Annotated in this window: 22 protein-coding genes; 14 read left to right on the top strand and 8 right to left on the bottom strand. The window is 50.4% G+C overall.

Annotated elements, in window-relative coordinates; translation table 11 throughout:
• Positions 1–166 precede the first annotated feature (166 nt).
• Positions 167–1,216 (top strand): 2,3-butanediol dehydrogenase, encoded by a 1,050-nt coding sequence (locus tag ACOZB4_RS07655; protein ID WP_076324413.1) that lies wholly within the window; start codon positions 167–169, stop codon positions 1,214–1,216.
• 220 nt (positions 1,217–1,436) lie between these two features.
• Here the strand turns inward: ACOZB4_RS07655 and ACOZB4_RS07650 are convergent, their stop codons facing one another.
• Entirely contained in the window at positions 1,437–2,441 is a 1,005-nt protein-coding gene (locus ACOZB4_RS07650; RefSeq protein ID WP_379407861.1) for a FecCD family ABC transporter permease, read from the bottom strand.
• A 2-nt stretch (positions 2,442–2,443) separates the two neighbouring features.
• Complete coding sequence (locus ACOZB4_RS07645; RefSeq protein ID WP_379408041.1) at positions 2,444–3,484, bottom strand: FecCD family ABC transporter permease; 1,041 nt, start codon at positions 3,482–3,484, stop codon at positions 2,444–2,446.
• Positions 3,485–3,635: 151 nt separating this feature from the next.
• Between ACOZB4_RS07645 and ACOZB4_RS07640 the strand changes: the two genes are divergently transcribed.
• Positions 3,636–4,652, top strand: coding sequence for an iron-hydroxamate ABC transporter substrate-binding protein (locus ACOZB4_RS07640; RefSeq protein ID WP_379407865.1), 1,017 nt, complete (start codon positions 3,636–3,638; stop codon positions 4,650–4,652).
• A 204-nt stretch (positions 4,653–4,856) separates the two neighbouring features.
• Here the strand turns inward: ACOZB4_RS07640 and ACOZB4_RS07635 are convergent, their stop codons facing one another.
• Positions 4,857–5,000, bottom strand: a complete 144-nt coding sequence (locus ACOZB4_RS07635) for a hypothetical protein (protein ID WP_009595787.1) — start codon at positions 4,998–5,000, stop codon at positions 4,857–4,859.
• 294 nt (positions 5,001–5,294) lie between these two features.
• Here ACOZB4_RS07635 and ACOZB4_RS07630 point away from each other — a divergent pair, with 294 nt between their 5' ends.
• Complete coding sequence (locus ACOZB4_RS07630; protein WP_379407874.1) at positions 5,295–6,059, top strand: exodeoxyribonuclease III; 765 nt, start codon at positions 5,295–5,297, stop codon at positions 6,057–6,059.
• 102 nt (positions 6,060–6,161) lie between these two features.
• Here ACOZB4_RS07630 and ACOZB4_RS07625 read toward each other — a convergent pair whose 3' ends face one another.
• Positions 6,162–7,061 carry a LysR family transcriptional regulator gene (locus ACOZB4_RS07625; protein ID WP_379407878.1) on the bottom strand — a complete coding sequence of 300 codons (900 nt, stop codon included), beginning with the start codon at positions 7,059–7,061 and terminating at the stop codon, positions 6,162–6,164.
• Positions 7,062–7,205: 144 nt separating this feature from the next.
• On the opposite strand from ACOZB4_RS07625, the gene ACOZB4_RS07620 reads away from it, so the two are divergent.
• Together ACOZB4_RS07620 and fabV are read left to right on the top strand one after the other, a co-directional pair.
• Entirely contained in the window at positions 7,206–7,955 is a 750-nt protein-coding gene (locus ACOZB4_RS07620; RefSeq protein ID WP_076324406.1) for an SDR family NAD(P)-dependent oxidoreductase, read from the top strand.
• A gap of 223 nt (positions 7,956–8,178) precedes the next feature.
• Positions 8,179–9,369, top strand: a complete 1,191-nt coding sequence (gene fabV, locus ACOZB4_RS07615) for an enoyl-ACP reductase FabV (protein ID WP_379407889.1) — start codon at positions 8,179–8,181, stop codon at positions 9,367–9,369.
• Between the two features lie 118 nt (positions 9,370–9,487).
• On the opposite strand, the gene ACOZB4_RS07610 is transcribed toward fabV, so the two are convergent.
• Complete coding sequence (locus ACOZB4_RS07610; RefSeq protein ID WP_379407893.1) at positions 9,488–10,183, bottom strand: helix-turn-helix transcriptional regulator; 696 nt, start codon at positions 10,181–10,183, stop codon at positions 9,488–9,490.
• A 94-nt stretch (positions 10,184–10,277) separates the two neighbouring features.
• Between ACOZB4_RS07610 and ACOZB4_RS07605 the strand changes: the two genes are divergently transcribed.
• From ACOZB4_RS07605 to ACOZB4_RS07595, 3 genes are all read left to right on the top strand, one after another.
• Complete coding sequence (locus tag ACOZB4_RS07605) at positions 10,278–10,772, top strand: GyrI-like domain-containing protein (protein ID WP_379407896.1); 495 nt, start codon at positions 10,278–10,280, stop codon at positions 10,770–10,772.
• A 264-nt stretch (positions 10,773–11,036) separates the two neighbouring features.
• Positions 11,037–13,667, top strand: coding sequence for a LuxR C-terminal-related transcriptional regulator (locus ACOZB4_RS07600; protein WP_422759515.1), 2,631 nt, complete (start codon positions 11,037–11,039; stop codon positions 13,665–13,667).
• Between the two features lie 156 nt (positions 13,668–13,823).
• A complete protein-coding gene (locus ACOZB4_RS07595; RefSeq protein WP_379407905.1) occupies positions 13,824–16,808 on the top strand; it encodes an S-layer homology domain-containing protein in 2,985 nt (994 codons plus the stop codon).
• 126 nt (positions 16,809–16,934) lie between these two features.
• Here the strand turns inward: ACOZB4_RS07595 and ACOZB4_RS07590 are convergent, their stop codons facing one another.
• Positions 16,935–17,789 carry an AraC family transcriptional regulator gene (locus ACOZB4_RS07590; RefSeq protein ID WP_379407909.1) on the bottom strand — a complete coding sequence of 285 codons (855 nt, stop codon included), beginning with the start codon at positions 17,787–17,789 and terminating at the stop codon, positions 16,935–16,937.
• Positions 17,790–17,927: 138 nt separating this feature from the next.
• Positions 17,928–19,040: a DUF3626 domain-containing protein gene (locus ACOZB4_RS07585; RefSeq protein ID WP_379407912.1), complete on the bottom strand. Its 1,113-nt coding sequence runs from the start codon at positions 19,038–19,040 to the stop codon at positions 17,928–17,930.
• 219 nt (positions 19,041–19,259) lie between these two features.
• Here ACOZB4_RS07585 and ACOZB4_RS07580 point away from each other — a divergent pair, with 219 nt between their 5' ends.
• The 5 genes from ACOZB4_RS07580 (at position 19,260) to ACOZB4_RS07560 (ending at position 23,682) form a co-directional block, all read left to right on the top strand.
• Positions 19,260–20,021, top strand: coding sequence for an SDR family NAD(P)-dependent oxidoreductase (locus ACOZB4_RS07580; protein WP_379407918.1), 762 nt, complete (start codon positions 19,260–19,262; stop codon positions 20,019–20,021).
• 47 nt (positions 20,022–20,068) lie between these two features.
• Positions 20,069–20,287, top strand: a complete 219-nt coding sequence (locus ACOZB4_RS07575; protein WP_379407920.1) for a DUF1905 domain-containing protein — start codon at positions 20,069–20,071, stop codon at positions 20,285–20,287.
• 4 nt (positions 20,288–20,291) lie between these two features.
• Positions 20,292–20,519, top strand: coding sequence for a YdeI/OmpD-associated family protein (locus ACOZB4_RS07570; protein ID WP_379407923.1), 228 nt, complete (start codon positions 20,292–20,294; stop codon positions 20,517–20,519).
• Positions 20,520–20,719: 200 nt separating this feature from the next.
• The gene (locus ACOZB4_RS07565; protein ID WP_379407925.1) at positions 20,720–22,126 is read left to right on the top strand and encodes an MBOAT family O-acyltransferase; all 1,407 of its coding nucleotides are present in this window, start codon (positions 20,720–20,722) and stop codon (positions 22,124–22,126) included.
• 17 nt (positions 22,127–22,143) lie between these two features.
• The gene (locus ACOZB4_RS07560; RefSeq protein WP_379407931.1) at positions 22,144–23,682 is read left to right on the top strand and encodes a stalk domain-containing protein; all 1,539 of its coding nucleotides are present in this window, start codon (positions 22,144–22,146) and stop codon (positions 23,680–23,682) included.
• A gap of 94 nt (positions 23,683–23,776) precedes the next feature.
• On the opposite strand, the gene ACOZB4_RS07555 is transcribed toward ACOZB4_RS07560, so the two are convergent.
• Positions 23,777–24,508 (bottom strand): hypothetical protein, encoded by a 732-nt coding sequence (locus ACOZB4_RS07555; protein WP_379407937.1) that lies wholly within the window; start codon positions 24,506–24,508, stop codon positions 23,777–23,779.
• A gap of 113 nt (positions 24,509–24,621) precedes the next feature.
• Here ACOZB4_RS07555 and ACOZB4_RS07550 point away from each other — a divergent pair, with 113 nt between their 5' ends.
• A complete protein-coding gene (locus ACOZB4_RS07550) occupies positions 24,622–25,683 on the top strand; it encodes a suppressor of fused domain protein (protein ID WP_379407943.1) in 1,062 nt (353 codons plus the stop codon).
• Positions 25,684–25,833 lie beyond the last annotated feature (150 nt).

Here is a 25,833-nt window from a genome sequence, read left to right as displayed (position 1 = left end):
ATAATCACTGAAAAAGAGGAGGAGCTTAGATCTCGGGTTGTCCATGATTTTTAGTACATTTTAGTCAATGGTGTTTGACATATTGTCGAAAATGTGACATATTTGATTTCGGAAACGTTTCCTGTTTTATTTTTATTTTTTTCGAACTCATAAGGAGATGAAGACAATGCAAGCATTGCGCTGGCATGGAGTAAAGGATCTGCGTTTGGAGACAATTGCAGAGCCGCAAGCAACGAGTGGAAAAGTGAAAATCAAGGTCGAATGGTGCGGGATTTGTGGCAGTGATCTCCACGAATACGTAGCTGGGCCTATATTTATACCTGAGAATACGCCTCATCCCCTTACCGGAGAACAGGCTCCGGTGGTAATGGGCCATGAATTTTCTGGCCAGGTGGTAGAGGTTGGCGAAGGCGTCACGAAATTCAAGGCTGGTGACCGCGTGGTTGTTGAGCCAGTATTTGCATGCGGAAAATGCGAAGCTTGCAGACAAGGCAAATACAATCTGTGCGAAAAAATGGGCTTTCTCGGCCTTGCCGGCGGGGGCGGCGGATTCTCCGAATATGTAGCTGCGGATGAGCATATGGTTCACAAAATTCCGGACAGCGTCTCCTATGAACAAGGGGCTTTGGTAGAGCCATCGGCAGTCGCCTTGTATGCCGTACGCCAAAGCCAGCTGAAAGCAGGGGATCGGGCAGTTGTATTCGGTGCGGGACCGATTGGTCTGCTCGTTATCGAAGCATTGAAGGCAGCAGGGGCGTCCGAGATTTACGCAGTAGAACTGTCTGCTGAGCGTAAACAGAAAGCCGAAGAATTGGGGGCTATCGTCATTGATCCCAAGGCTTACGATGTCGTAGAAGAACTTCATCGTCGCACCGGCACCGGGGTAGATGTGGCTTTCGAAGTAACGGGTGTTCCACCTGTACTGAATCAAGCCATCAATTCTACGAAGATCGGTGGTCAGATTATGATTGTCAGCATATTCGAAACCTCCGCTCCGATCGTGCCGAATGACATCGTGATGAAGGAGCGTAATATTACCGGAATCATCGGTTATCGCGACGTATTCCCGGCTGTCATCAGCCTGATGGAAAAAGGATTCTTCCCTGCGGATAAGCTGGTAACTCAGCGGATCAAACTGGATGAGATTATTGACCGGGGCTTTGAGGCCTTGCTCAAAGAGAAGAACCAGGTGAAAATCCTGGTGAGCGCTCACTAATAAAGCCGCTGCGTGACCGCAGTTGCACAGCTTATGAAAGACCGCGTAATGCGGTCTTTTTGTTTTGCGGAATAAAAAGGTTACCTCCGAGCTGAGTCAGAACAGTGCACAGCACTCGCTCATGTGCGCCAATCAAGCTTTTAGCGCATGACACAAAACAACGGCGATGACCTCCAAATGGATTCGGGAGGTCATCGCCGTCTTTTTTAAACTCATTCAATTAATCCTTGATCAACAAATAAATAAAGTAGGGTGCTCCGAGACATGAAACGACTAATCCTACAGGGATCTCGGAAGGGGCCATCAGGTTCTTGCCGATCATATCAGCCACAAGAAGTACAAGAGAGCCGAGAAGTGCAGAGACAGGCAGCATTCCCTGATGACGGGGACCCACCAGCTTACGCGCCAGATGCGGAGCAACCAGTCCAAGAAACGCGATGCCGCCGCCTACGGCCACGCAGGCGCCTGCCAGGGCAACAGAGATGAACAGGAGCGTTCTTCGCTCGCGTTCTACCGTGACCCCAAGTCCCGCTGCCGTGTGGTCCCCCAGGTTGAGCACATTCAAATGTTGCGATTTATACACCGCCCAGGGAATCAGCAGAAGAATCCACGGAAGGATCGCAACGACATATTCCCAGCTTGCTCCCCAGATGCTTCCGGACAGCCAGATGGTGGCCTGCATAAAATTGTTGGGGTCCATCATGAGCTGAAACACGATAATAAGCGCTCCGAAGGCCGCGTTGATGCCAATCCCCACTAAAACAAGCCGAATCGGCGTCACGCCTTGCTTCCAGGCTATTGAATATATGAGAAAGGCAGCGAGAAATGCCCCAAATAGCGCGGCAAAAGGCATGATATAGACGGACCATATGCCGGAACTGAACGAGCTGCCTTGAAAATAAAAGATATACAGCACGACAGCCAGTCCTGCTCCGGAATTAATGCCGAGAATGCCCGGATCTGCCAGCGCGTTCCGCGAAACACTCTGCAGAATAGCGCCGGAGACGGCGATTCCCGCACCGATCAGAATGGCAATGACCATGCGGGGTAAACGAAAGTGCATTAGAACGGTATAATTCTGCTCAGATCCTGTTCCTTTGAACGCTTTGATGACCTCAGCGAGCGGGATTTTCATCGTGCCCATATTCAGGCTGACCAGAAACACGGCTAATATGGCCAGCAGCAGGATCATCGACACGGACATCACTTTTCTTGTTGTATTCATCGTTACAGTCCCCTCCCTTCGCGTCGTGCAAGATAGAGGAAGAAGGGAACGCCGATGACCGCCGTAATCGCACCGACAGGCGTCTCGAACGGAGGGTTGATCATCCGCGCCCCCACATCGGCAAACACCAGCAAAAGTGCTCCCATGACAGCGGAGCAAGGGATGATCAGTCGATAGTCGGGACCTACGATGAAGCGAACGATATGCGGGATGACAAGCCCCACGAATCCGATCGTTCCGCCCACAGCTACCGCTGCGCCCGTGAGCAGCAGCACAACGAGTGTGCCCAGGAACTTCACGACTCCCGTTTTTTGGCCAAGCCCGGTAGCGACCTCTTCGCCCAGGCTCATGACGGTAATGGATCTGCTGAGCGCCAGCGCAATCAGCAGCCCGACAATCGCGACGGGGATCAGAAGCTTCACGTTTACCCATTGCACGCCCGATACGCCTCCGGCATACCAGAAGCTGATATCCTTGGCAACGTTAAAGCGGATGGCAATGGCCGAGGAAATCGAGCTGAGGAGCGCGGTTACGGCAGATCCGGCCAGCGCCAGCTTGACGGGCGTCAGGCCCCGTTTGGATAACGAGCCGATGAGAAGCACGAGTCCGGCCCCAAGGCCCGCACCGGCAAAAGATAGCAGCATGAGCACGGTGTTGGACGGCGACTCCATAAAGGCAAACCCAATCGACATCATGAAAGTGGCACCTGCGGTGACTCCCATAATGGAAGGGGAAGCGAGCGCGTTTCTTGTCATGCCCTGCATGATGGCTCCGGAAACGGCCAAGGAACCGCCGATCAGCGCAGCTGCCAAGGCCCTCGGCATGCGCAGTCTCTGGATAATCTGGTGCGAGGTGGAATGGGCATCGAAGTGGACAAAAGCCTCCCATATGGTGGACAATTGGATGTTCGACGCACCATAGATAATCGAGGATGCCATAGCGACAGCCAGGAGGCTAAGTCCCAACAGAATGACGACCGCGGCCGTCTTGGGGCGGTAGATGGATTTTGCGGTTGTTTTGTTCATGGGCTGATTTGCTTGCATAGTCACCTAAACCTTCATGTTGATAAAAAATTTTAAATAACGTATTGTAATTGAGAATGAATTTCATTATCATGGTTATTATTATATCACTTCATCCTAAGATTGCTAGTGATCTAGGCAGAAAAAATATACATAAAGGGGATCTGTAACAATGAATCGGTTCAAGAAAAAAATATGGATAATCGCAGGACTATTGGCAGCTTTCACGCTGCTTGCAGCTTGTGGAAATAGCAAGGAAGCAGCCGGGAACGAGCCAACGGAGGCCCAAGCGCCAAGTGACCAGAACAACAGCACCGAAGCCAAGTCGGACGAAGGAAGCACAGAAGCCAAGACAGAACGCACATTGACAGACGCTATGGGCCATGAGGTAAAAATTCCGGCGGAGCCGAAACGAGTGATAGCTTCTTACTTGGAGGATAACCTCGTGGCATTGGGTATTACTCCGATTGCGCAGTGGTCGGTCAAAGGCGGAAGCGTCCAGGATTATCTGCAGGACTCATTGAAGGATGTGCCTACGATTGAGCATGATCTTCCCTTTGAAGCGGTAGCGAGCTTCCAGCCGGATCTATTGATCATGGACTCGGCATCCATGGTCGAAGGCAACAAGTACAGCCAATACGAGAAGATTGCTCCAACCTACGTCATCGGCAATGAGGTCAATAACGATTGGCGCGAAGAGCTGAAGAAAGTGGGAGAAATTTTTGGCATGGAGGAGGAAGCGCAAGCGGCGCTCGATAAATACGAGCAGAAGGCCAAAGATGCCAAGGAGCAAATCCAGCAATCGATCGGCGGTGAATCTGCTGCAGCGATTTGGCTTGTCGGCGGTAAATTGTTCGTCGTTAGCGAGACGTTGTCCAGCGGAGCCGTTATGTACGGTGACTTGGGTCTCACGGTTCCGAGTGTGGTGAAGGAAATTTCGGCATCGGCTACGGGCAACTGGTCATCCATTTCCCTGGAAAAATTGGCGGAGCTCGACGCGGATCATCTGTTCTTCATTAATAGTGACGGCGAAGGGGCCGAAGTGCTTCAGGATCCGCTCTGGGCGAATATTCCGGCTGTTAAGAACGGCAACATCTATGAATATGGAAAAGATACGAGCTGGTTGTATACAGGCACGATTGCCAACAGCCAGATCATTGATAACGTGCTGGAGAGTTTGGTGAAATAAACGCTATCAGATTGAATGTGCAGCCGTCTTCCCGGTGTTGATCGGGGAGGCGGCTATTTTGTTTGGATACTTTAACCTGCGCTTTGTCACTCTTATAAAAAGAGCAGGATATAGCAATAGCAAAAAACACCCGTTACATTGCTAAGCAAGGATGGGTGTTTTTGCTGTTTAATTGTTTATGGAATGCGCATCGGCGATAACCCGCTATTCCTGATCTCGACAGTGCTCCTCGGCCGCCGAAGTAAACTCTTCCTCATTCTCGGAAGCAAGCTTGTCACCGTATTGGTCCAAACGTTCAGGACTGCTGGAAGGACCGTCGTTCTTTGGTTTGCTGTTTCTGCCTGTCATGCTGTACTCCTCCTTATGTGGGGTTCTCATCGATTGCGGACGTACGAATGATCGCAGTTTGCGAACGTTTATGTTGTTCCAGATTTGGCGCGGGATTATGCACGTAACCACAACTTCGCTTCATGCTTTGCGCAAGGACACTTGTGCCTTCAGTCATGAGTTGTTCATGAAGTTATGGTGAAAGCGCTCAAAGCTGCTTGTTCGTTTCAGCCGTGACATGATACCATAATAGAATTTAGAAGATTCATAGATTCAACACGCTAATACGATATGGATACCACGGAGGTTGCGTAAATGAAGTTAGTGTCATGGAACGTCAACGGATTGCGGGCCTGTGTAACGAAGGGCTTTATGGATTATTTTCAACAGGCGGATGCCGATATATTTTGCGTGCAGGAGACGAAGCTGCAAGCCGGGCAAATTGAGCTTGATTTGGGGCCGGAGTATCAACAATATTGGAATTATGCAGAGAAGAAGGGATATTCGGGAACGGCGGTATTTACGAAAATCGCACCACTGTCCGTACGCTATGGTCTGGAGGAGGACAGCGAGCCGGAGGGCAGAGTGATCACGCTGGAGTTTGAGGACTTCTATCTTGTGAACGTATATACGCCGAATGCGAAGCGTGACCTGAGCAGGCTGGATTATCGGCTGGAGTGGGAGGAACGGTTCCGTGCTTACTTGCTTCAGCTTGACGAACGCAAACCCGTGATCGCATGCGGCGACTTGAATGTGGCGCATCAGGAAATCGACCTGAAAAATGCCAAGTCCAATCATGGCAACTCAGGCTTCACGCTGGAAGAGCGGGGCAAAATGACCGACCTGCTGTCAGCCGGCTTTATCGATTCCTTCCGTTATTTCTACCCGGATCGCACGGATGTATACAGCTGGTGGTCGTATATGGCCAAGGTAAGGGAGCGGAATATCGGCTGGCGCATCGATTATTTTTTGACGTCTGCCCGTTTAACCGAGAAACTGAAGGATGCCGAGATCGACTGCCATGTGATGGGAAGCGATCATTGCCCGGTGAGTTTGACACTCAGCGAGTCATTACGTTAATACTGACTTTTTTAAAAAAAGCCAACCGAAGAGCAGGGGACGTGATAACGGTCACGCCCCTATTTGCCGGTTGGCTTTTATATTCGGGAGCAAAGGTGGCGTTTACCCAATCTGATGTTTCAGCTTGTCCAGGAAGATCGATGCCGGCTTCGACAGATGGTGCGTTCCGGGCTGTACCCACCCGAATGAGGAGGCAGCGTGGCCCGGGGGCATCTCCAGCTCCAGCGTTACGATGTTTCCCGAAGGTATGGGAGTGAAGCTGGAGAAGGACAAATCGACCCCCACCGTGACCGCTACATTCTCTTCGACGACCTTCTGTATGACCCTCGTCTGGTTGGTTGAGAAGAGCAGATCCATTTCCCCGTACTGCTCCTCGAATACATCCATCAGTTTGAACAGACTGTCATCCTTGTAGAGAACCAAGGGGTACTTACGCAGTTCTTCCGGCGTGATCGATTGCCGCATGGCGAGTGGAGATTGACGGCTGACTCCGACCACGAATTTGCTCTCCAGCAGCTTGCCGAAATGGAGGCCGCGGTGTTGATGAATGATGGAATCATCGACAAAAATCAAACCGATATCCGCATGATTTTGTTTGATATCCTCAATAATATCAAGAGTCGCTTTTTCCGTGATTTCGAGTTTGATTTGGGGAAAGTCTTTTTTGAACTGAATAATGGCATCGATGGACAGCGTTAAGGGTACCGGAACGGTAGCAATCCGCAAAGATCCGCTCAGCAGGTTGGAATATCCTTCGGCCTCCGATTTCAGCTCCTGAAATTGTTCCAAAATGGCATAGGCTTTCTGGAGAATTCGCTGGCCCTCGGCTGTGGGTACGGCACCAAGCCTTGATCGGGTAAACAAGGAGAAACCGAACTCGGCTTCCAGGCTGGACACCGCTTGGCTGACGGCAGAAAGGGTAACGTTGCAATTCTGGGCTGCTTTGGTTAATGATCCTGCCTTGGCCGCCTCCACGATATATTCCAGTTGTTCAAGATTCATATGACCTCATCCTTAATCTATAGTTAAGTAATATTAATTAGGTTTAAATTTACTTAAATATAACGCAGCGTTACAATGAACACAAGGACATTGACACACAATGTTCAAAGAATAACGCTATTTTGCCCTAGGAGGTCATTGATAATGTCAGAACAACGTGTAGCGGTAATTACCGGTGGAGCGAGCGGAATCGGTCGTCAGGTCTCCCTTAAATTTGCAAGAAAAGGCGATCGCGTCGTCGTAGCCGATTATAATGAGGCTGCCGGTCAAGAGACGGTGGACATGATTAAAAAAGAAGGCGGCGAAGCCACTTTCGTTCAAGTCGATGTTTCCAAACAAGAAAGCGTCGAGGCGCTTGTGGATAAAGCGGTTGAGCTTTACGGCCGCATCGATGTCATGCACAACAATGCGGGGATTGGCGGCGCTGGACCGGTTCTCGAGCAAAATATGGATCTCTACCATCGCACCATTAACGTGAATCAGCACGGGGTTGCCTACGGTATTATCGCGGCAGGCCGAAAGATGAAAGAGCTTGGCATTAAAGGTGTAATCATTAATACAGCATCCGTATTCGGATTCCTGGCTTCACCCGGAACGTTTGCTTATCACGCTACAAAAGGCGCCGTCATCATGATGAGCAAATCCGCTGCGCTTGAACTGGCACCATACGGCATTCGTGTCGTTGCCGTTGCTCCTGGAGCAGTTGATACACCGATTATCCAAGGCTATAAAGATTCAGGAATGCTGGATTCCATGAGAGCCAAAGTCATGGGCGGAGAATTAACACAGCCTGAAGTTGTAGCGGATACCGTGTATCTCGTGTCTCTGGATGAAGCTGCTGCGATTACAGGCAGCGTGGTCATGGCTGACCAAGGCTATGCTTCATTCAAATAATTCGTTCGGTATTTAATGGCAACGTATATAGAGCATTAAACATACAGAACCTCTCTTTGGAAGGAATGCAGGCTTAAGCCTCCGTTATTCCGAAGAGAGGTTTTCTTGGTTTTCCTGTCAAAAGATTTCCTCTCTCCACAAAAAACAGTTAAAATAGAAAGGAAATTTAAAAGACCATACATATGGTGTCAGACGACGAGTACTGGAAGAGAGGTATATAAATATGATCATTAAACCTAGAACACGCGGATTTATTTGCACAACGTCCCATCCTGTAGGCTGCGAAGCCCAGGTGCAGGAGCAGATTGATTATGTGTTAAAACAGCCTGGCATCGAGGGGCCGCGCAATGTGCTGGTCATCGGCGCTTCAACGGGCTACGGCTTGTCCGCCAGAATTGCTGCCGCATTCGGCTCCCGGGCGAATACTGTAGGTGTGTATCGTCCCAGCCAGGCAACCGAGAAGCGGACCGCTTCGGCGGGCTGGTACAATTCGGTCGCTTTCGAGAAGGCAGCGGAGGCCGCAGGCTTAAAATCGTTCAGTGTGACGGGAGATGCTTTCACGCAAGAGACCAAAGCCAAGACGGTTGAGCTTATCCGCCAAGAGCTGGGCCAGGTTGATCTTGTGGTGTACAGTGTTGCCTCGGCGCGCCGTACGCTGCCTGAGACGGGCGAGACGGTCAACTCCGTATTGAAGCCGATCGGACCAGCCTATACCAACAAGACGGTAAACTTCCATACAGGTGAAGTGACGGAGGTAACGATTGAGCCGGCCACGGAAGAGGAAGTGAAGAATACCGTTGAGGTGATGGGCGGCGACGATTGGGAATTATGGATGAATGAGCTGGCGGAAGGCGGCGTATTGGCTCCTAATGTGACCACGATTGCGTTCTCCTATATCGGCTCCGAGATTACCAAAGCCATTTACCGTGATGGGTCGATTGGACAAGCCAAGGATCATCTGGAGGCAACCGCGCTGAAATTGAACGAGAGGCTCGCTGCCGGAGGCGGACGGGCTTATGTAACGGTCAGCAAAGCGTTAGTGACCCAATCCAGCTCGGCGATCCCGGTCGTTCCGCTGTACGTATCGGCGCTGTACAAAGTCATGAAGGAGAAAGGGCTGCACGAGGGCTGCATCGAGCAGATCTATCGTCTGTTCTCCGATCGTCTCTATAAAGGGCAAGAAACGCCGGTGGATGAGAAGGGCCGTATCCGTATTGACGATTGGGAGCTTCGTGAAGATGTGCAAGCTGAAGTGGCCGAATTGTGGAGCAAGGTCACGAGCGAAAATATTGAAGAATTGACGGACCTTGCCGGTTACCGCCGCGAGTTCTTCCAACTGTTCGGCTTTGAAACCGACGGCGTGGATTACGATGCGGATGTGAATCCTGTAGTTGATAATCCGAAAGCCATTTAACGACTAAAAGCGAGTCCCGGACATGATCGGGGGCTCGCTTTTTTTTAGCTGGAATAAGACATTTGCTCCTGTGTAAGGTGTGACTTACCGAAGGATTGATGACGATTCGGGAAGTCTCTTATTCAATTAAAGGGATGTAGATTTGGGCTTTAGAGGCATGTATCGAGGTTCTCAGTTCCAAGCTGTAGAGCGTCGGGTTTGGCGTAAGGCTCCGTTGTTTCAACTGCTGGATAACATAGGTATAGGACTGGTCGGTATCCTCCCGGTCGGCATGCCCTTCATGGGTATACATGGCATATTCCTGTGTCGGCAGGGTTAAACTCACCATCCGCTTTGGCGTCTCACGAATCGTGGTTACCTCGACTCCGGCTACATAATGATAGATCTGCTGCCGGTTCAAAACAGCTGCAATATATAAGGGACTCGATGTTTTCTTGCGGATATATGGAATTTCCTCCATGCGGTCCTGGAGTTCCTGCCAGAGTTTTGGCTTGAGGGCTTGAGACATATAATAAGCCGTGAAAGGAAGCTTCATCTCCAGGCCGACGATCAGGGTCTGCGGTTTGATGATCCGCTGAATGGATTCATTCGTCTGCGCGGCTCGTTCTCGCATTTGCCGTGATGTCAGCATGGAATAACCGCCGTTTTTCCCCTCATTAGCGTATAAAGGAACACCTAGACGAGACAGCTCGTGAAGATAGCGGAGCATCGTACGGTACGAAACCGAGAATTCTTCGGCTAACTCGCCGACGGTGAAGTTTTGACGTTCATACACCCGCTGCATGACCTTAAGGATCCGTTCGGTTTTGGGCATGATTTCGCTCCTATGATTTTTTTATACTGTGACAGTTTCTGGCATAGTTCAAGTATATAATGAAATCAAATATAGGATAAAGGAGCATTTACGGATGACTAACGATCAACGAAACGAAGCAGCGGTTACGAGCAAGGAAGCTTTTCAGGCGATAGGATTAAAGTGGGAAGGCACATTTGCCGAAGCGGGTGCAGGCGGGATACGTGCGGTGCATCGGACGCTGCAAGAGCGGCTCGAGGAGATCCCCCATGCCTTACATACCGACTCGTTGTTGGGGTTATCTTATCACGCAGTTCCCGGCGGTGAGGGATTTATTCATTACGCGGTCGTGGAAGTGGAACGGATCGACGAAGTTCCGGAGGGGATGGTTACGATATCCGTTCCTGCTTTAACCTATGCCACTTGTATTCATCGGAAAGAGCAGAGCATCGATCAGTCCTATAACAATATCTATGCTTGGATCAAAGAACAAGGTTACTCGGAATATAACCCGGATCATTTAACGCATTTCGAAAAATATCCGATGAGTCAGGATCCTTATGCGGATGACCCCGAATTTATCATCATGATTCCCGTTCAGACCAAGTAGACGGATCAGGTAGGTACACCATATCCGATGACGATGGACTTTCTTCCTGCTGTACAGCTTAATACACAAAGAAGCCACCCGCTCTGATGAAGAGCGGCTTTTTCTTATGAAGGAGTCTTCGAATGGGCCAGGATTGCAAATTGGAGCTTACTGCCCTGTTCACGGAATGGTAGAATAGTACTGAAATGATGGATTAACGCGTCTGGGTGTTATGTTGTCAGGTTATGTCCCAGCGTAAAATTCGAAGTGAGACGGAGGCGTATGATGATAAATGGAACTGAACTCGGTGTACGCGAGCCGCTGCTGCACTCGAAATTAACCGTTCCCAGAACGGTGTCCACTCTAATCCCCCGGCCGCGTCTGGATGACCGGCTGATGGATGCGATGTCGGGAAATATGACCCTGGTCTGCGCGCCGGCGGGATACGGGAAAACGACGCTTGTCAGTGAATGGCTGCTGCAGCAGGAGAGACAGACTGCTTGGGTGTCACTGGATGTCGGCGATAATCAAGGCTCCCGCTTTTGGAGGTACATCACGGCGGCCATTGCTAAAGCGTTTCCGACGTATGAGGGTGAAGTCCAACCCGTGCTGCCGCTTCTGCATACGGAAGGTTATGATCAAGGGCTTATCGTGTGCCTGAACATGCTGGATAAACTGGATCAGGAGCTGATCCTGGTTCTTGATGATTTTCATGTGATTCAGAATGAAATTTTGCTGGCGTCATTCGCTTATTTTACGGACTATTTACCCAAGTGCATCCATGTTTGCCTCATCAGCCGTACCGAACCCGCTTTCTCTGTAGCTCGCATGGAAGCTAGGCAGCTTGCCAGCAGACTCAATGCCGAAGACATGCGGTTTACCGAGAAGGAGGGTGCGCAGTTTTTTGAACATACTGACTTGCCGCTGAACACGGAGCTCTCCTCCGTGCTCGTCAGAAAAACCGAGGGATGGATTACCGGGCTTAAGCTTGCATCCATTGCGATGCGGCGGCAGGAGAATAAAGAGTCGTTTATCCATAATTTTGCAGGGGATAGCCGAGAAGTGAAGCGGTATCTGTTCGAAGAGGTATTCTCCGCTCAGGGCGATCGGATGAAGCAATTTTTGCTTACATGCTCGATCCTGAAGCGTTGGAATGTTTCCTTAAGCATGGCTGTGTCCGGATTTGAGGATAGCCGCGAGCTAATCGAATCGATAGAACGTTCTCATCTGTTTGTCGTGGCACTGGATGATAAGGGAGAATGGTTCCGATTTCATCATTTGTTCTTGGAATTTTTGCTAAGACGCCTTGAACAGAACGAACAGGTTAATAAGAGACTGTTATATAAGGCAGCCGGCGATTGGTGTTGTGAACAGCGCCTTGAGGAGGAAGCCGTTGAGTATTACTTGCAAGGTCAATATTACGAACAGGCCGTATTGCTGTTAAGCGAGATGACTTCCCGCGTCGTGAATTGGGAATGGTCGAATCTGCAAAAATGGTTATCCGCGATTCCGAGCGACATTTTGCTTCAGCACCCGGTTCTCTTTTTCTCCTATGCCAATTCGTTGATTGCCGAGGAATCTGGGGAAATCTCTGAGGGAGAAGCGCTGCTGCATCAAGCGGACGCCTGGTATGCCGAAGCCTATGAGGGATTGAGCGAGGTGCAGCACCATGAATATTTGGCGATGTCACATTATGTACGCGGCACGTTAATGGTATTTGGGCGGAATGATCTGAAGCTGGCCAAGCAGGAGTATGAGCAGGTCGTGCGATACGCTCCGAATGGCATTAAAATCATATTCGGCCAACCGGAGAAGCCGCTGCAGCCGATCACGGTAAAAACCTATAAAATCGGTCGCGGCCATGCCTCAAGGTCGATTGCAGCGCCTTACACCATGCAGATGGCACAGGTGTATCAGGCTGTGAATCCGATTTTTCTAGGCAAGTTATATCTTAATCATGCGGAAGTACTCTACTATTGGAATGATCTATCGGCGGCTGCCGATTATGTTTCCAGGGCGATGACGTGGATCAGTCAAAATCCTAACCGGCCTGAGCATGATCTTGTAGCGAGCTGGATCCTCCAGGCGAAGCTCAAGGCGGCCGAAGGCCATATGTTTGAAGCCCTGGAGCTGCTTGAAGGCGGGCAGCGGCGGATGAAGTGGATGGACATTCCCCGAGGGATGGAAATTTTACATCTGGAGGGCATACGTCTCCAATTGCAATACGGTGATCCGGCGCCTGCACTGGCTTGGGGTGAACAGTGCCATTTATCCAGCCGGGACAGGGTATCTGTCTTTGAATTATTTGACTATCAGCTGCTTGCCCGCGTTCTTGTTCTACAGGGTAGATGGGAGGAGGCCGAAGAGCTGCTGGACCGGCTGTTGTACCTTGCGGAGAGTGAGATGAGGCCGATCGATGCGGCCGAAATCTTATGTATTACGGCCGTGATGCTGCAGTCCAGGGAGGAGCAGCGCAGAGCGCATATTCAGCTTGAAGAGGCGCTCCAGGTATCGGAGGCCAATGACTTCACCCGGATATTCCTCGATGAGGGCGCTCCGGTCATGGGAATGCTTCACGAATTGATCCGCGCCAAGCAGCGGGGACAACACCGTGGGAAGGATTCCGCCTCTCTTTCATTTGTCAGATCGATTCTGGCTGCAGCGGATGGAATGGCCGAATCGGTGGATTCCCCGCTGGAGGCTCTGTTAACGTCCAGGGAGATGGATGTTTTTCAAGGACTGCTCGATCATCTGAGCGGAAGGGAAATTGCAGAGAAACTGAATGTTACCTATGAAACGGTGAAGACGCATCGGAAGCGGATCTATAGCAAACTGAATGCGGCCAATCTGAGTGAGGCAATTGCGCAGGCCGAGAAGCTAAGCGATCCCAAGAGAACGAATAAACTTCAAATTTGATGTGATGTATCCATTTCCCACCTCCTCTATCCCCCCTTAGGGGGATTTTTTGTTTTACGCGTTGTCTTACAATGAATTCGGAGCACACCAATAAAGGACAGGTCTATTTCATGAACGGGAGGTTAGAAGTTGAAGTTGATGAACGGGAGGAGATGTATGAATATTCGAAAAGGTTATAAATTCATGATGGTACTGCTATGCAGCCTTTTGCTGCTGCAGCCGAGTGCCTTTGCGGCCGTGCCAGACTATGAGAATAAATTCGAGATCACCCAGCTTGGCGGTAAGGTGACAGATTTAAAGGCGGGTGATTTCAACCATGACGGTCATTTGGATTTTGCGGCCATAACGGATGATGGGTGGGTCCATGTATTCTATGGCCAGGGGGATGGAACATTTGGTCCTTCACCACAAAGCCTGCAGGTTCTGGGGGTGCCGCATTCACTAGAAATCGATGATTACGATCAGGACGGTCATTTGGACTTGCTGATCGGAACGCAAACAGGGACGTTCATATGGTACGGGGAAGGTGACGGTTCCTTTCGTGATATGAGGTTGCTTTCATTGCTGCTTTCTCAGGATATTGTGGCTGCGGACTTTGATTTGGATGGTAGGACAGACATTATGATTATTAATTTCAATCAGGTTACCATTGTTCACGTAGCCGCAGATAGAAGTTTTACTATGGTCCCCATCACTTTGACACCAGGCGGCAATAGAGCGACAACAATCACGAATGGAGCTATTGGCACGGTGGATTTGGTTGTCGCAAGCCCGATGCTGGGTCTGCAGCGGTATAAGGGAAATGATTATACGCGGAGCGAGAGCTTTCATCTAATACCGGGAAATATCGTGGATCTCGTTTCAACGGATATTAATGGTGACGGGCACATCGATATTCTGGCTCTGAATGATATGTTGGGTGTCTTCTTTTATATGAATCAAGGGGACAATACATACAATCTTCAGCAGAACTCTCTAGTCCCGGGCAATCAAAAGGTTTATGCAGAGGATGTAAACGGGGATGGTCAAGCGGAAATAATCGTTGCGACGGGAAAAGGCGTTGAATTGTATTCCAAGGAGTATGCGTCAGCCCAGTTGAATTTGCTGTGGCAGACCGAATTGGCGGCTCAGGGAAATGGAATACACCGGGCGCTTGTCGGGGATTATGCCGAGGACGGAATGCCGGATCTCATTGTATCTTCTGATCACAACCTGTATATCTATAAGGCAATTGTTGTGCAACCCGAACCGGGCACGCTAAGGCTGGAAGCGGCTGATTATGCGGTTTCGGAAGACGAGGCCGAGTTGCGGGTGAAGGTAATGCGTGAAGGAGGCAGCCACGGTGCTGTCGCTGTCACTTATAACACTGCGGATGGAAGCGCTAAGGCTGACAAGCATTATAAGCCAGCTTCGGGAACGCTCTCCTTTGCCGATGGAGAGCTTGAGAAATGGATTGAAGTCGAAATTCTAAATGATGATATCCATGAAGATGACCGTGAGTTTTATTTGAATATTGCTGCAGTGCCAGGTACAGCCGTTGGTACCCCAATCCAGGCGGTTATCACGATAACCGAGGATGATCCGCAGCCAGACACGGAAGAGCCGTTATGGCCTGCGGCTGCGGAGCTGCTTGCATCCGACATATCCACCGACTCCCTCAAGCTGTCTTGGCCTGAAGCCACGGACAATGACGAGGTTGCAGAATATCGCATTTTTAATGGGAATGATGCCACGCCGACAGCAACCGTGACGGGTGCCACCTATTCCTATGAGATGAACGGTTTGGAGGCCGACACATCGTATACGCTTAGCGTCCGTGCCTATGATCGGGCCGGCAATGCGAGCGTTCCGCTCCAGACGACGGCTCAGACGCTGGAAGATCCGAATTCAGGCCCTGATCCGGATCAGGAAGCCCCGGTATGGCCTGATTTCGGACAACTGATGATATCTGACATTAGCACTACATCGATGAGGTTATCCTGGCCGCAAGCCTCGGATGATGAAGAGGTTACAGGATATCGGGTATACCGCGAAGATACCGCAGATACTCCGGTAGCAACGGTAACTGGCAGCACGTATTCCTACGTAGTTGGTGGGTTAACGCCGAATACATCCTATACGTTTCGAGTAAAGGCGTATGACCATGCCGGGAACGAAAGCGCACCGCTCCAGGCAGCAGCGAGGACACTTCAGCTCCCTACGACGCCTCCAACTCCAAGTCCAGGAGGCGATCCTGATCCAGGACCGGCGAATCCGAACCCAACTACACCGATGATTCCTTCGGATAGTGCACAGCTTCATACATTCTCTATTGGAATTGGGGAAACCGGGGATGCTTTGAAGCTGAGTCCAGCCTTCTCGCCGAACGTGTTCGCGTATCGGGCCGAGACCGAGGCGTCAGAGATCCGATTCGATCTGACGGCCGCTCATAGCAAGGCAAGAATCACCGGACCTTGGGATAAAGATGGCCGGATCTCCTTAAAACCTGGGGAGAATGTCATAGAGATTAAGGTAACCGCCGAGAGTGGCAAGGTGAACACGTATACCCTGACCATTGTTCGCAGTGTGCCAAATCTTGAGCCGCCGATCAAACCTGAACCTCCTCAGGCTCTGGAAGCTTTTCGTGACACGAAAGGACACTGGGCTCAGGCAGCGATTGACGAGCTGGCCAGCACAGGGCTGGTCAAAGGCTACGCTAACAGCATATTTAAGCCGGATTCCTTGATTAGACGCGATGAATTTACGGTGATGCTGGTTAGAGCACTGGCTTTGCAGGGTGACAGCAAATACACGTTTAAAGATGAATCAGACATCCCAGGATGGTCTAGGGAAGCGGTAGGGCTTGCGGCAGAGGCAGGGATTATCCAGGGATATAAGGATGGGCGATTCCAGCCTGCAGGCGTTATCACAAGAGCGGAGTTAACCGTCATGCTTGCCAAAGCGCTAGGTTTAGTACCGCTTCAAGGACAGGATGCCAAGTTTGCAGACCTTGCGAGTTTTCCAGCCTGGGCCAAAGGCTATATCGCCGCCGCATACGCCGAAGGACTGGTTAGCGGTCGCAGCGGCGGGAAGTTCGAGCCGGATGCCCCAGCCACCCGAGCAGAGGCCGTGGTTGTGCTGCGACGCATGCTGAACAAGTAACGTCAAGATTACAGCCTTGATGCACAATTTCTATATAAGAGCCGCAAACTCTGTATTGCACAGAATTTGCGGCTTCTTTTATTATGATTTTTTGGCAAAAAAGTGCACGTCTTCAGCGGAAATGTACTATGCCTTTCTAACTACAGGAATCCATAACTCGTTCTTATGCTCGTCCGGAGGAAGATAGCATTCGATGGCAGGCAGCGGCGCGAGATCATAAGCATGGGATGGTATCCACTCCGTATAAAGACGTTTCCACATCTCCGCAATTCCGCTCGGATCTCCTTCCAGCTCGAATACGGCCCAAGTGGCGGCAGGGAAATGTCGCTGTATTATCGGTTCTTGAGGCGTATCCTTGGATACGACGGACATGATGTAGTCAAAATGCTCATTCCTCCCGTAGTCACCGTCTGCACAAACACCCAGTATTCCCCGGATCGAGTGGTCTTGCTCACGATAGTTCCATAGCTTCTCGAAAATGCCCTTCTCCTGAGCCTCCATCCAGAGGCGGGGAACGTCTTCATAGGCACGTTGTGTGTTTACTTGCTCCTTGAAACCGACAACGGAAAAAGCCTTTATTTCTTCGATTCTGTAATTCATTTCGGCAGCTCCTCGCATTGAGAATTGAAAGGAGATGCGGGGATAGGCCTTCAGTTTGGTGCCGGTCTGGCGTGCGGAAGTCGGCGTTGTGCCATGCATGTTCTGGAATGCACGCGCGAACGCCTCCGGGGAATCATAACCATATTTAAGGGCAAGGTCGATTACTTTGATTTCGCTGTTTTGCAGCTCGTAGGCGGCCAGTGTCAGCCGGCGTCTCCGTATGTATTCGGACAGCGAAACATCCGTAATGAACGGAAACATGCGTTGAAAATGGTACACGGAGCAGCATGCGATCTGAGCAGCTTCAGCGTAATCGATCTCCTCAGTTATGTGTCCTTCTATATAACCTATGGCCTCATTCATCCGCTGGACCCAATCCATCCGGTCATCATCCTTTCTAAAATCAATATATAAGAAGCTGCGCCCAAAAGACCTAGCCGTTGCTGCACGGATATCGCTAGCCCGGTTATCTTTAGTCGGACCCTCATGCCAATGCACGTACTTAGGGAAAAATACAGCTTAGCGGTTTGGTGTATACGGATACGAATGTCCATACTTTACGAGCACATGCCACAGCTGTTTGAAATGCTGGAAGGTTTCATCCAATGTTCCCCAATCGCTCCATTCGCTTGGATCATGGTGCAGTTGAGCAGCGGCTTTGCCAATAAGGGCTGCATTCAGCATGCCCAGCGAGCCTCCAAAGCGTTGATCGATCCGTTTGGCGAGCGGCGGCATGACGGGTCCACGGAAATCATCCGGAACATCCTGTACAGCAAGGCAGAAGCCTGGGTGCCAGAACAAAGTGAGGTTATACCGTTCACATAATGCATGGAGCAATTGGCCAATCGGGGTGTCCCGGTAGGACGGATCGGCCACTAGGGCCTCCACATCGCTGGACAAGTCGATGACACCATGGATTTGCGCTTCAATATAATCATCCAAGGAACGCCCAACGGGCCCGTAGGAGCCAGTATGCGATAAAGGCAGATGAAGAATCCGCTCCAGCATGGACGGAATGTCCACATTCGGGAAACCCAGGGCCGAGCCAGTGGTCTCAACTTGATGCAAGAGTGCAGCGAGAATCGAATCCCATTGACGGATGGTGCCCACAAATTCAGGACCTGCATGACTGTCACCGAATGTAAAGGTGCAGCGGTTCAATAGGTTAGGGGATAGCACCAAAAAACAGGAACCGAAGCGGGGAGATGCACCATCGGCATAATTCATGAGATTGAGTGCTCCGTATTTCGGCCGCTCGTCGTTACGCACATCAGGCTGCTGGTAGGCACCGCCAAACAGGAGCCGTTCCCATTGGTCGCGGTCACCGCCCGGGTAGGCGGTTCGGCTTCCATTCGTCACGCTCGTGATGAACTGGTTATGATATATGCCTTCTGCCAAGAGGGATTCGATGACAGCGTGTCCGGTGGGCATTATCCGATCCGGATGGAAATTTAACGTAACACGTGCAGATTTTCCGATATGGGTTAACAGCGAGCTGATCGTTACGGGGTCTTGTTCATATGTCCGCAAGATTTGTTCCGTCATTTCCAAAGCGACTTTTCGTTGGCCCGCCGCTGTTGATTCGACATGAAGAATCGCTTGTTGCTGCGCTTCAGATAATCGTTCGCTCATACTTGGATTTCCTCCATACTCTCCATACTCTCCATACTAGACAGCGATCGCTATAGTTCTCATCATTTCTAGCCCACGGGCAGAGATTCCTCTATTGCTGCTGCAAATTAACGTACTTTAGGCCTTAATCGGATAGGGGGGGCTGGGAACGATTGCGACTGACCAACCATCATGCTTTAATGAAACTACATAGAATCTAAGGTGATGGAGGTATTACATATGCAGCCTAATTTCAGCATTCAGGATAAAATCGCAATCGTGACGGGGGCCAGCAAAGGCATCGGTTATGGACTAGCCCAAGCGCTGGCAGCAGCAGGAGCCAAGGTTGCCGTCATGGCACGAAGCAAAGACTCGCTGGATCGATTGGTCGAGGAAATTTCTCAAGCAGGAGGTCAGGCCAAGGCCTATGAGCTGGACGTCCGGAATGTGGAGCAGATTCGAACCGTGTTTGGCCAGGTAGCCAAGGATTTCGGCCGGCTCGATATCGTGGTCAATAACGCCGGTCTGGGAGAGGGGATGCTTGCGGAAGATATCACCGAGGATTATTGGGATGAGATGATGGACGTGAATTTGAAGGGTGTATTTTTCTGCTGTCAGGCTGCTGGCCGCATCATGCTGGAGCAGGGGTACGGAAAAATCATTAACGTCAGCTCCCAGGTGAGTGTCGTTGGGATTACGGAAGGGGCTGCCTATTGCGCCTCCAAAGGCGGCGTGAATCAGCTGACAAAGGTGCTGGCGCTGGAGTGGTCCAGCCGTGGCGTGAACATCAATGCCGTCGGTCCTACGTTCATCCATACGCCGGGAACAGCCGAGCGACTGGACTCCCCCGATTTCCGCGACGGCGTCCTGGCACGGATCCCGGCAGGGCGGATCGGTACCATTGGCGATGTGGCTGGAGCCGTTATTTATCTCGCCTCTCCGGCATCAGATCTTGTGACAGGCACTTTGCTGCTTGTGGATGGCGGCTGGACGGCACAATAAAGCTGTGTTCATGGTAGCCCATGATTTTTAACTGAAGGAATACAAAAATGGAATTTCGAACGACGATACAGTTAGGCGGTAAGACGGCAACAGGGTTTCAGGTACCGGATGAAGTTGTGGAAGGTCTCGGTTTGGGCAGAAGACCCCCAGTTACAGTCACCATCGGCAAGCATACCTATCGCAGTACTATCGCCCCTATGGGCGGCGTATTCATGCTGCCGCTTAGCGAGAGAGAACCGGCAAGCAGCGGGAGTTGCAGCGGGTGACGAAGTGACCGTTCAGATTGAGCTTGATACCGAGCCACGCGAGATCACGGTACCCGGGGATTTTTCCGCGACGCTGGATCTGAACCCGGTGGCACGACAATACTTCGATAGTTTGTCCTACAGTAATAAACGCCGCTTGGTGCTGTCGATCGAGGGGGCTAAGGCGATGGAAACCCGTCAGCGGCGAATCGATAAGACCATCACGATGCTGAACGAGGGACGTTCACAGTAGAGATAGCCTGGCAATTGAAAAAAGAGTAGAGTAACATGGAGGCGCTTAAAAGGCGCCTCTTTTATACATAAAGGATCATTTAGTGGTCAAGAAAATTATATCTCAAATGTAAAATATATGATATTATTTAGAAATTACCGCCAAGAATCGACATCGTTAACGAATGGTCAATTTAGAAAGTCGGAGGTGCCTTTCCCGGCATGTTGTTTAATTCCTATCCCTTTATTTTTATATTCCTGCCGATCACGGTTATCGTATATTTTGGGTTGAATCGGTTTCGGTATAGCCTGGCAGCCAAGTGCTGGCTGGCGCTTTCTTCGTTATTTTTTTACAGCTGGTGGAATATCAGCTATCTTCCTCTTCTTCTCGGTTCGATTGCCTTCAACTATTTCATCGGACGGTTGCTGCAAGCCCGTCAAGTCAACTCCCAAGACTCTTCTTTCTCCCGGCGAGGCGCCAGAGGCATATTAATTTGTGGCATTGCAGGCAATGTGCTGCTGTTAATCTACTATAAATACGCCGATTTCTTTCTCGTTAATATAGGAGCTGCAACAGGGTGGGAAGTATCTCTCCTCAATCTGGCGCTGCCGCTTGGGATCAGCTTCTTTACCTTTACCCAAATCGCATATTTGGTAGATGCCTACAAAGGGAAGGCCAGTGAGTACAATATCGTCAATTATGTGCTGTTTGTGACCTTCTATCCTCATTTGATCGCGGGACCGATCCTGCATCATGGCGAGATGATGCCGCAGTTTGATCGGGTTCGGGGGAAGCTGTGGGATTGGGGAAACGCCGCTAACGGTGTTTTTATATTCTGCGTCGGCTTGTTTAAGAAGGTGGTCATCGCCGATACACTGGCGATCTATGCCAATGCGGGCTTTGACACAGCAGCAGGCTTCGTTGACTCTTGGATCGCTGCTTTGTCGTACACATTTCAACTCTACTTCGACTTCAGCGGTTACACCGACATGGCCATCGGTGCGGCGCTTCTGTTCAATATTCGGCTGCCGCAGAACTTCAATTCACCTTATAAGGCGCTGAACATACAGGATTTCTGGCGGCGCTGGCATATGACCCTAAGCCGTTTTTTGCGGGACTATATTTATATCCCGCTCGGAGGCAATCGCCGGGGTGAAGCGATCATGCTGCGGAACCTGGTGCTGACCTTCCTGATTGGCGGTTTGTGGCACGGTGCCGGCTGGACCTTTCTGTTCTGGGGCCTGCTGCACGGTGTGGGACAAGTCATTCACCGATTCTGGGGGAAGCTCGGTATTGCGATGCCGCGTCTTCTCGCTTGGACGATCACCTTTGTGTTCATTACGGTTACCTGGGTCTTTTTCCGTGCGGAAAGCTGGGCACAGGCTATGCGTTTATTGAAGGGAATGAGCGGTTTGTCAGGCATTCATCTCTATTTGAACGATGCCATATTAGAGCCGCTGGCCATCATTGTTGTTATCGCGCCGATTGTGCTGCTCTGCCGGAATTCCTCGGAATTGTCCGTTTCCTTCCGTCCGAATTTCAAACAAGCCGTCGTATGTGCGGTTCTGTTTGTCATCTCTCTGATGTACATCACCCGCATTAGCGAGTTTTTGTATTTTAATTTCTAGGAAAGGCGGTGTTCAACATGCCAACGACATCAACGGCCACCAAGTCGGCGTCTCCCAAGTCGAGCGCAGCCGCTGCTCCTCAATCCGTTCGTATTCATCGGAGGGCAGGGAGAAGGATGCTGATTCAGTTTGCGCTCGCTTCTCTCATTGTTGCACTGCTGGTCGGCTGCATGACATTTGTATTGGATCCCTTTCAGTTCTACCGCAAAGCGACCTGGTACGCACCGATCTTTACCAGCGAGCAGCGCTACCAGAACCCGGGACTAGCCCGCAATTACCCCTATGATACCATCATCCTCGGTACATCCATGACAGAGAATTTCCTGCCGTCCGAAGTGGGAAAGGCGATGGGAGGCCAAGCGCTAAAGTTATCCATGCGCGGATCGACAGCCGATGAGCAGTACAAGATTGGGTCTCTGGCGCTTCAGACTGGGAAGGTAAAGACCGTTTTGTGGGGACTGGACTATTTTGCACTGAAGAATCCGGATGAAGGCGCGGACGACTATTTTCCGGAATATCTGTATGACGATATCTGGTGGAATGACTATAAGTACTGGTTCAATTATTCAGCCTATGAAAACTTTGCGAGAGGGATCGTCAAAACACTCATGGGAGGCACTCCCCAAAATATCGAATATCTGTACAACTGGCACAACGAGGTGTCATACGGAAATGATCAAGTGATGAATGCCTATGATCGGGCCCGAAATACGGAATACTATTTCAGCGTGAATGAAGAGCCGATCGAGCAGGTTCAGCATCATTTCAATACATATGTGTTGTCGTTGGTAGAGGCATATCCCGACGTTGAATTTATTGTCTATTACCCACCATACAGCATCCTGCGGCAGAAGCTGTGGCAGGACACGAACCCGGCCCGTTACAGCAATCAACTGGAGATGAAGACGTGGATGTTCCAGCAACTGAACCGTTACGGCAACACGCAAGTATATGATTTCCAGGCCGAAGTGGACTGGACGTATGACTTCTCGCAGTTCAAGGATCTTTCTCATCATTCCCAGGACATAAACTCCCGGATTACTCAAGCGGTGAGCCTGCAGGATGCCCGCTATAAGATGACCCCCGAGAATGCCGCGACCTTCATGGAGCGGTTAACCAAACAGGTTGATACAGTGCTGATAGTCGGGAAGGAAGCCCGAAGCGTGGAGGTACGGATTACCGAAAACGGAGAACCCGTCCATTTTACAAGTCGGAAGATGCCGGATGAGACGGAATTGATGGTACCCGTGAAGGAAGCGGTTAAAGCGCTCGGGTTATCGGCGGCATATAACGCAGGAAAAATAACTTTATCGGGTAAAGGTTCTGTCGCCGAACTGACGGTAGATTCAACGAAAGCTTGGGGGTGGAGCAGCCAAGAGGATCGCAAGAAAGAAGCGGCCGCAGCCGAAATTACGCTTCGGCATGCTCCTTATATCTCGGAGGGCAAGACGATGATGCCCCTCCTGCAAACGGCAGATTTATTGGGGTATCAAGTAGAGGTGAAGAAGCTGGATCATTATACGTTACAGTTTGTACTCGAGGGTCCTGCATCTTAGAGATATTGTGATGGATAGGCTCCTTCGGTAATAGAAGAACCCGGTCTTGCTATAGGCAAGTTACCGGGTTCTTTGACGATTGTATTGGGTCAGGTTATTTTAATGGAACCTGCTTGGACAATGCTTCAAATTGCTCCAGGTGAGGAGCCACTTTGTTTTGAATGTTCTTGAAATATTGGATCGCGGCGTCATTTTGACGCTGTTCAGCCGCCGAGTTAGCAGGGAAAATCGAAGATTCTTTGTTGATGGTGCCGTTTTTATAATGAACGCTGAACATCGTTCCGGCGGCCCAGGCTTTCTTCATGTTTTGATTGAAGCCCATGATTTCGAGCGATTCCTGGCCTTTCTTGTAGATAAAGTTGTAGTCGGGATCCGCGATGGCATGAGTGACATCGTATCCGCTTTGGAAGGCACCTGCCTGGAATGTCCCTTTCTGGATCTGATTCCATCGGACGGACCCGTCAGGCAATTTCACCTTATGCGTCAGGATGCCTTCGCCATCCATTTTGTCGTTGCTCCAGCGGCCGGTGTATACCACCTTATGTGTTTCACCGTCTTCTTGGTATTCGTTAATGTATTTACCGTTTCCGGTGCGCTTCCCGTTAATGAATTCGCCGGAATATTGTTTGACATTTCCCCATTTGATCGTACCGCGTCCATTGGGCTGGCCGTTGGCTGCTTCACCGTAATAGGACGTCCTTTCGGAGATTTGTATCCATTCCTTGGCTGAGGCCGCATCGACGGAAACCGGCAGCGAAGTTAGTGAAGAGACCATAATTGAAGCTGAAAGTGTTAAGGTTACGGATAATGCCGTTATTTTTTTCATGAACATGTAGGCTCCTTCGTTGATATGGTTCTATTATACACTTCTCTGGAAACTTCTTCATTCCCCTATACGTCCTATATAATGGAGGTAAACGATAACGGGGGGAACAGGATATGACACATGAAGAAAACGCCGCAGGCTGGGACGCGATTGATGAGCAGCTGCTGAAACTGTATGGGGAGCAGGAGCCGAAACATTACGGGGCTCTAATTCCCTATGCCCTTGGAGGACCCGATCCGCTGAATGGAATCAGCGCTTATACGTCAAATGCCCCAAGTCCGCATTGGCATATGGTTACTTATGGCTTTAGCGAGCTGTATGACAAGGAATCGGACAATCAGGAGGAGAGCGGTTACGGATTCGAATTGACGTTCAGGCTGGCTAAGGGGGAGGAAGAGGAAGAGCCACCGGCGTGGGCGCTAAATCTGCTTCAGAACATGGGGAGATATGTGTTTAACAGCGGGAATGTTTTTCGCTCGGGAGATTATTTGGATGCCAATGGGCCGATCTGTCTGGGTGCCGATACGCAATTGACAGCACTCGCCTTCACCCTGGATCCCGAGCTGCCGGGGATGGATACGCCGAATGGTCGGGTAGAATTCCTGCAGATGGTTGGCATCACACGTGAAGAACTCGAGGCGATGCAGACATGGAATACGCTTGGCGTATTACAGGCTTGTGCAGATTATATGCCGCAATATATAACGGATCTGGATCGGGATTCGTTCCTGAATGTACCGTCGATTTCGGAAGCCGTTGACCGAGGGACAAAACAAGAGGGCTCCAACACCGGATTTCTCTACGTGAGCCAGCTGGCTTTTGAACCGGGGAAGAAGGGCTGGTTAAGTAAAACTCCGGCTACATTACAAATAGGTGCCAAGCAGGCCGAAATTATCGGGAAGCTGCTTCAGGGCCGAATTCTGAAGGATAAGAAACTGAGCCTTGTAGGTTCGGATGTTCGGGTCGTATTTGAGCCGGGAGAAGAGAGCCGCTGGACTGCGGAGGACGGAGATGTTACCCTGGTTTTGGACGATCGAACCGCGGGTGAATTCTCAAGCCGATTGCTGCCGCAGGTCAGCACCTTCGAGCTTTCTGGCTTGCAAGGAATCCGGATTGAGGTCCTGAAGACGGAAATCAAGGATCAAGAAGGAAATGTTGTACAAGTTATCGGATAGTACGGTGAAAAATAAGAATAACACAGATAGAAACAATTTCCTGTCCATATAAAATAGTTTACAATTTGAGTGATGTCTATATACTTATACTTTAAAGCGGTACATAAACATCATGCTACAGGGAAATGGTTCTGACAAAGGGAGGATTAC

Origin of the sequence: Paenibacillus sp. NPDC058898 (genome assembly GCF_049316025.1) — a bacterium.
Classification (GTDB): domain Bacteria; phylum Bacillota; class Bacilli; order Paenibacillales; family Paenibacillaceae; genus Paenibacillus_AQ.
The sequence above is the reverse complement of the archived record's forward strand: the minus strand, read 5'-3'. Positions and strand labels throughout refer to the sequence as shown.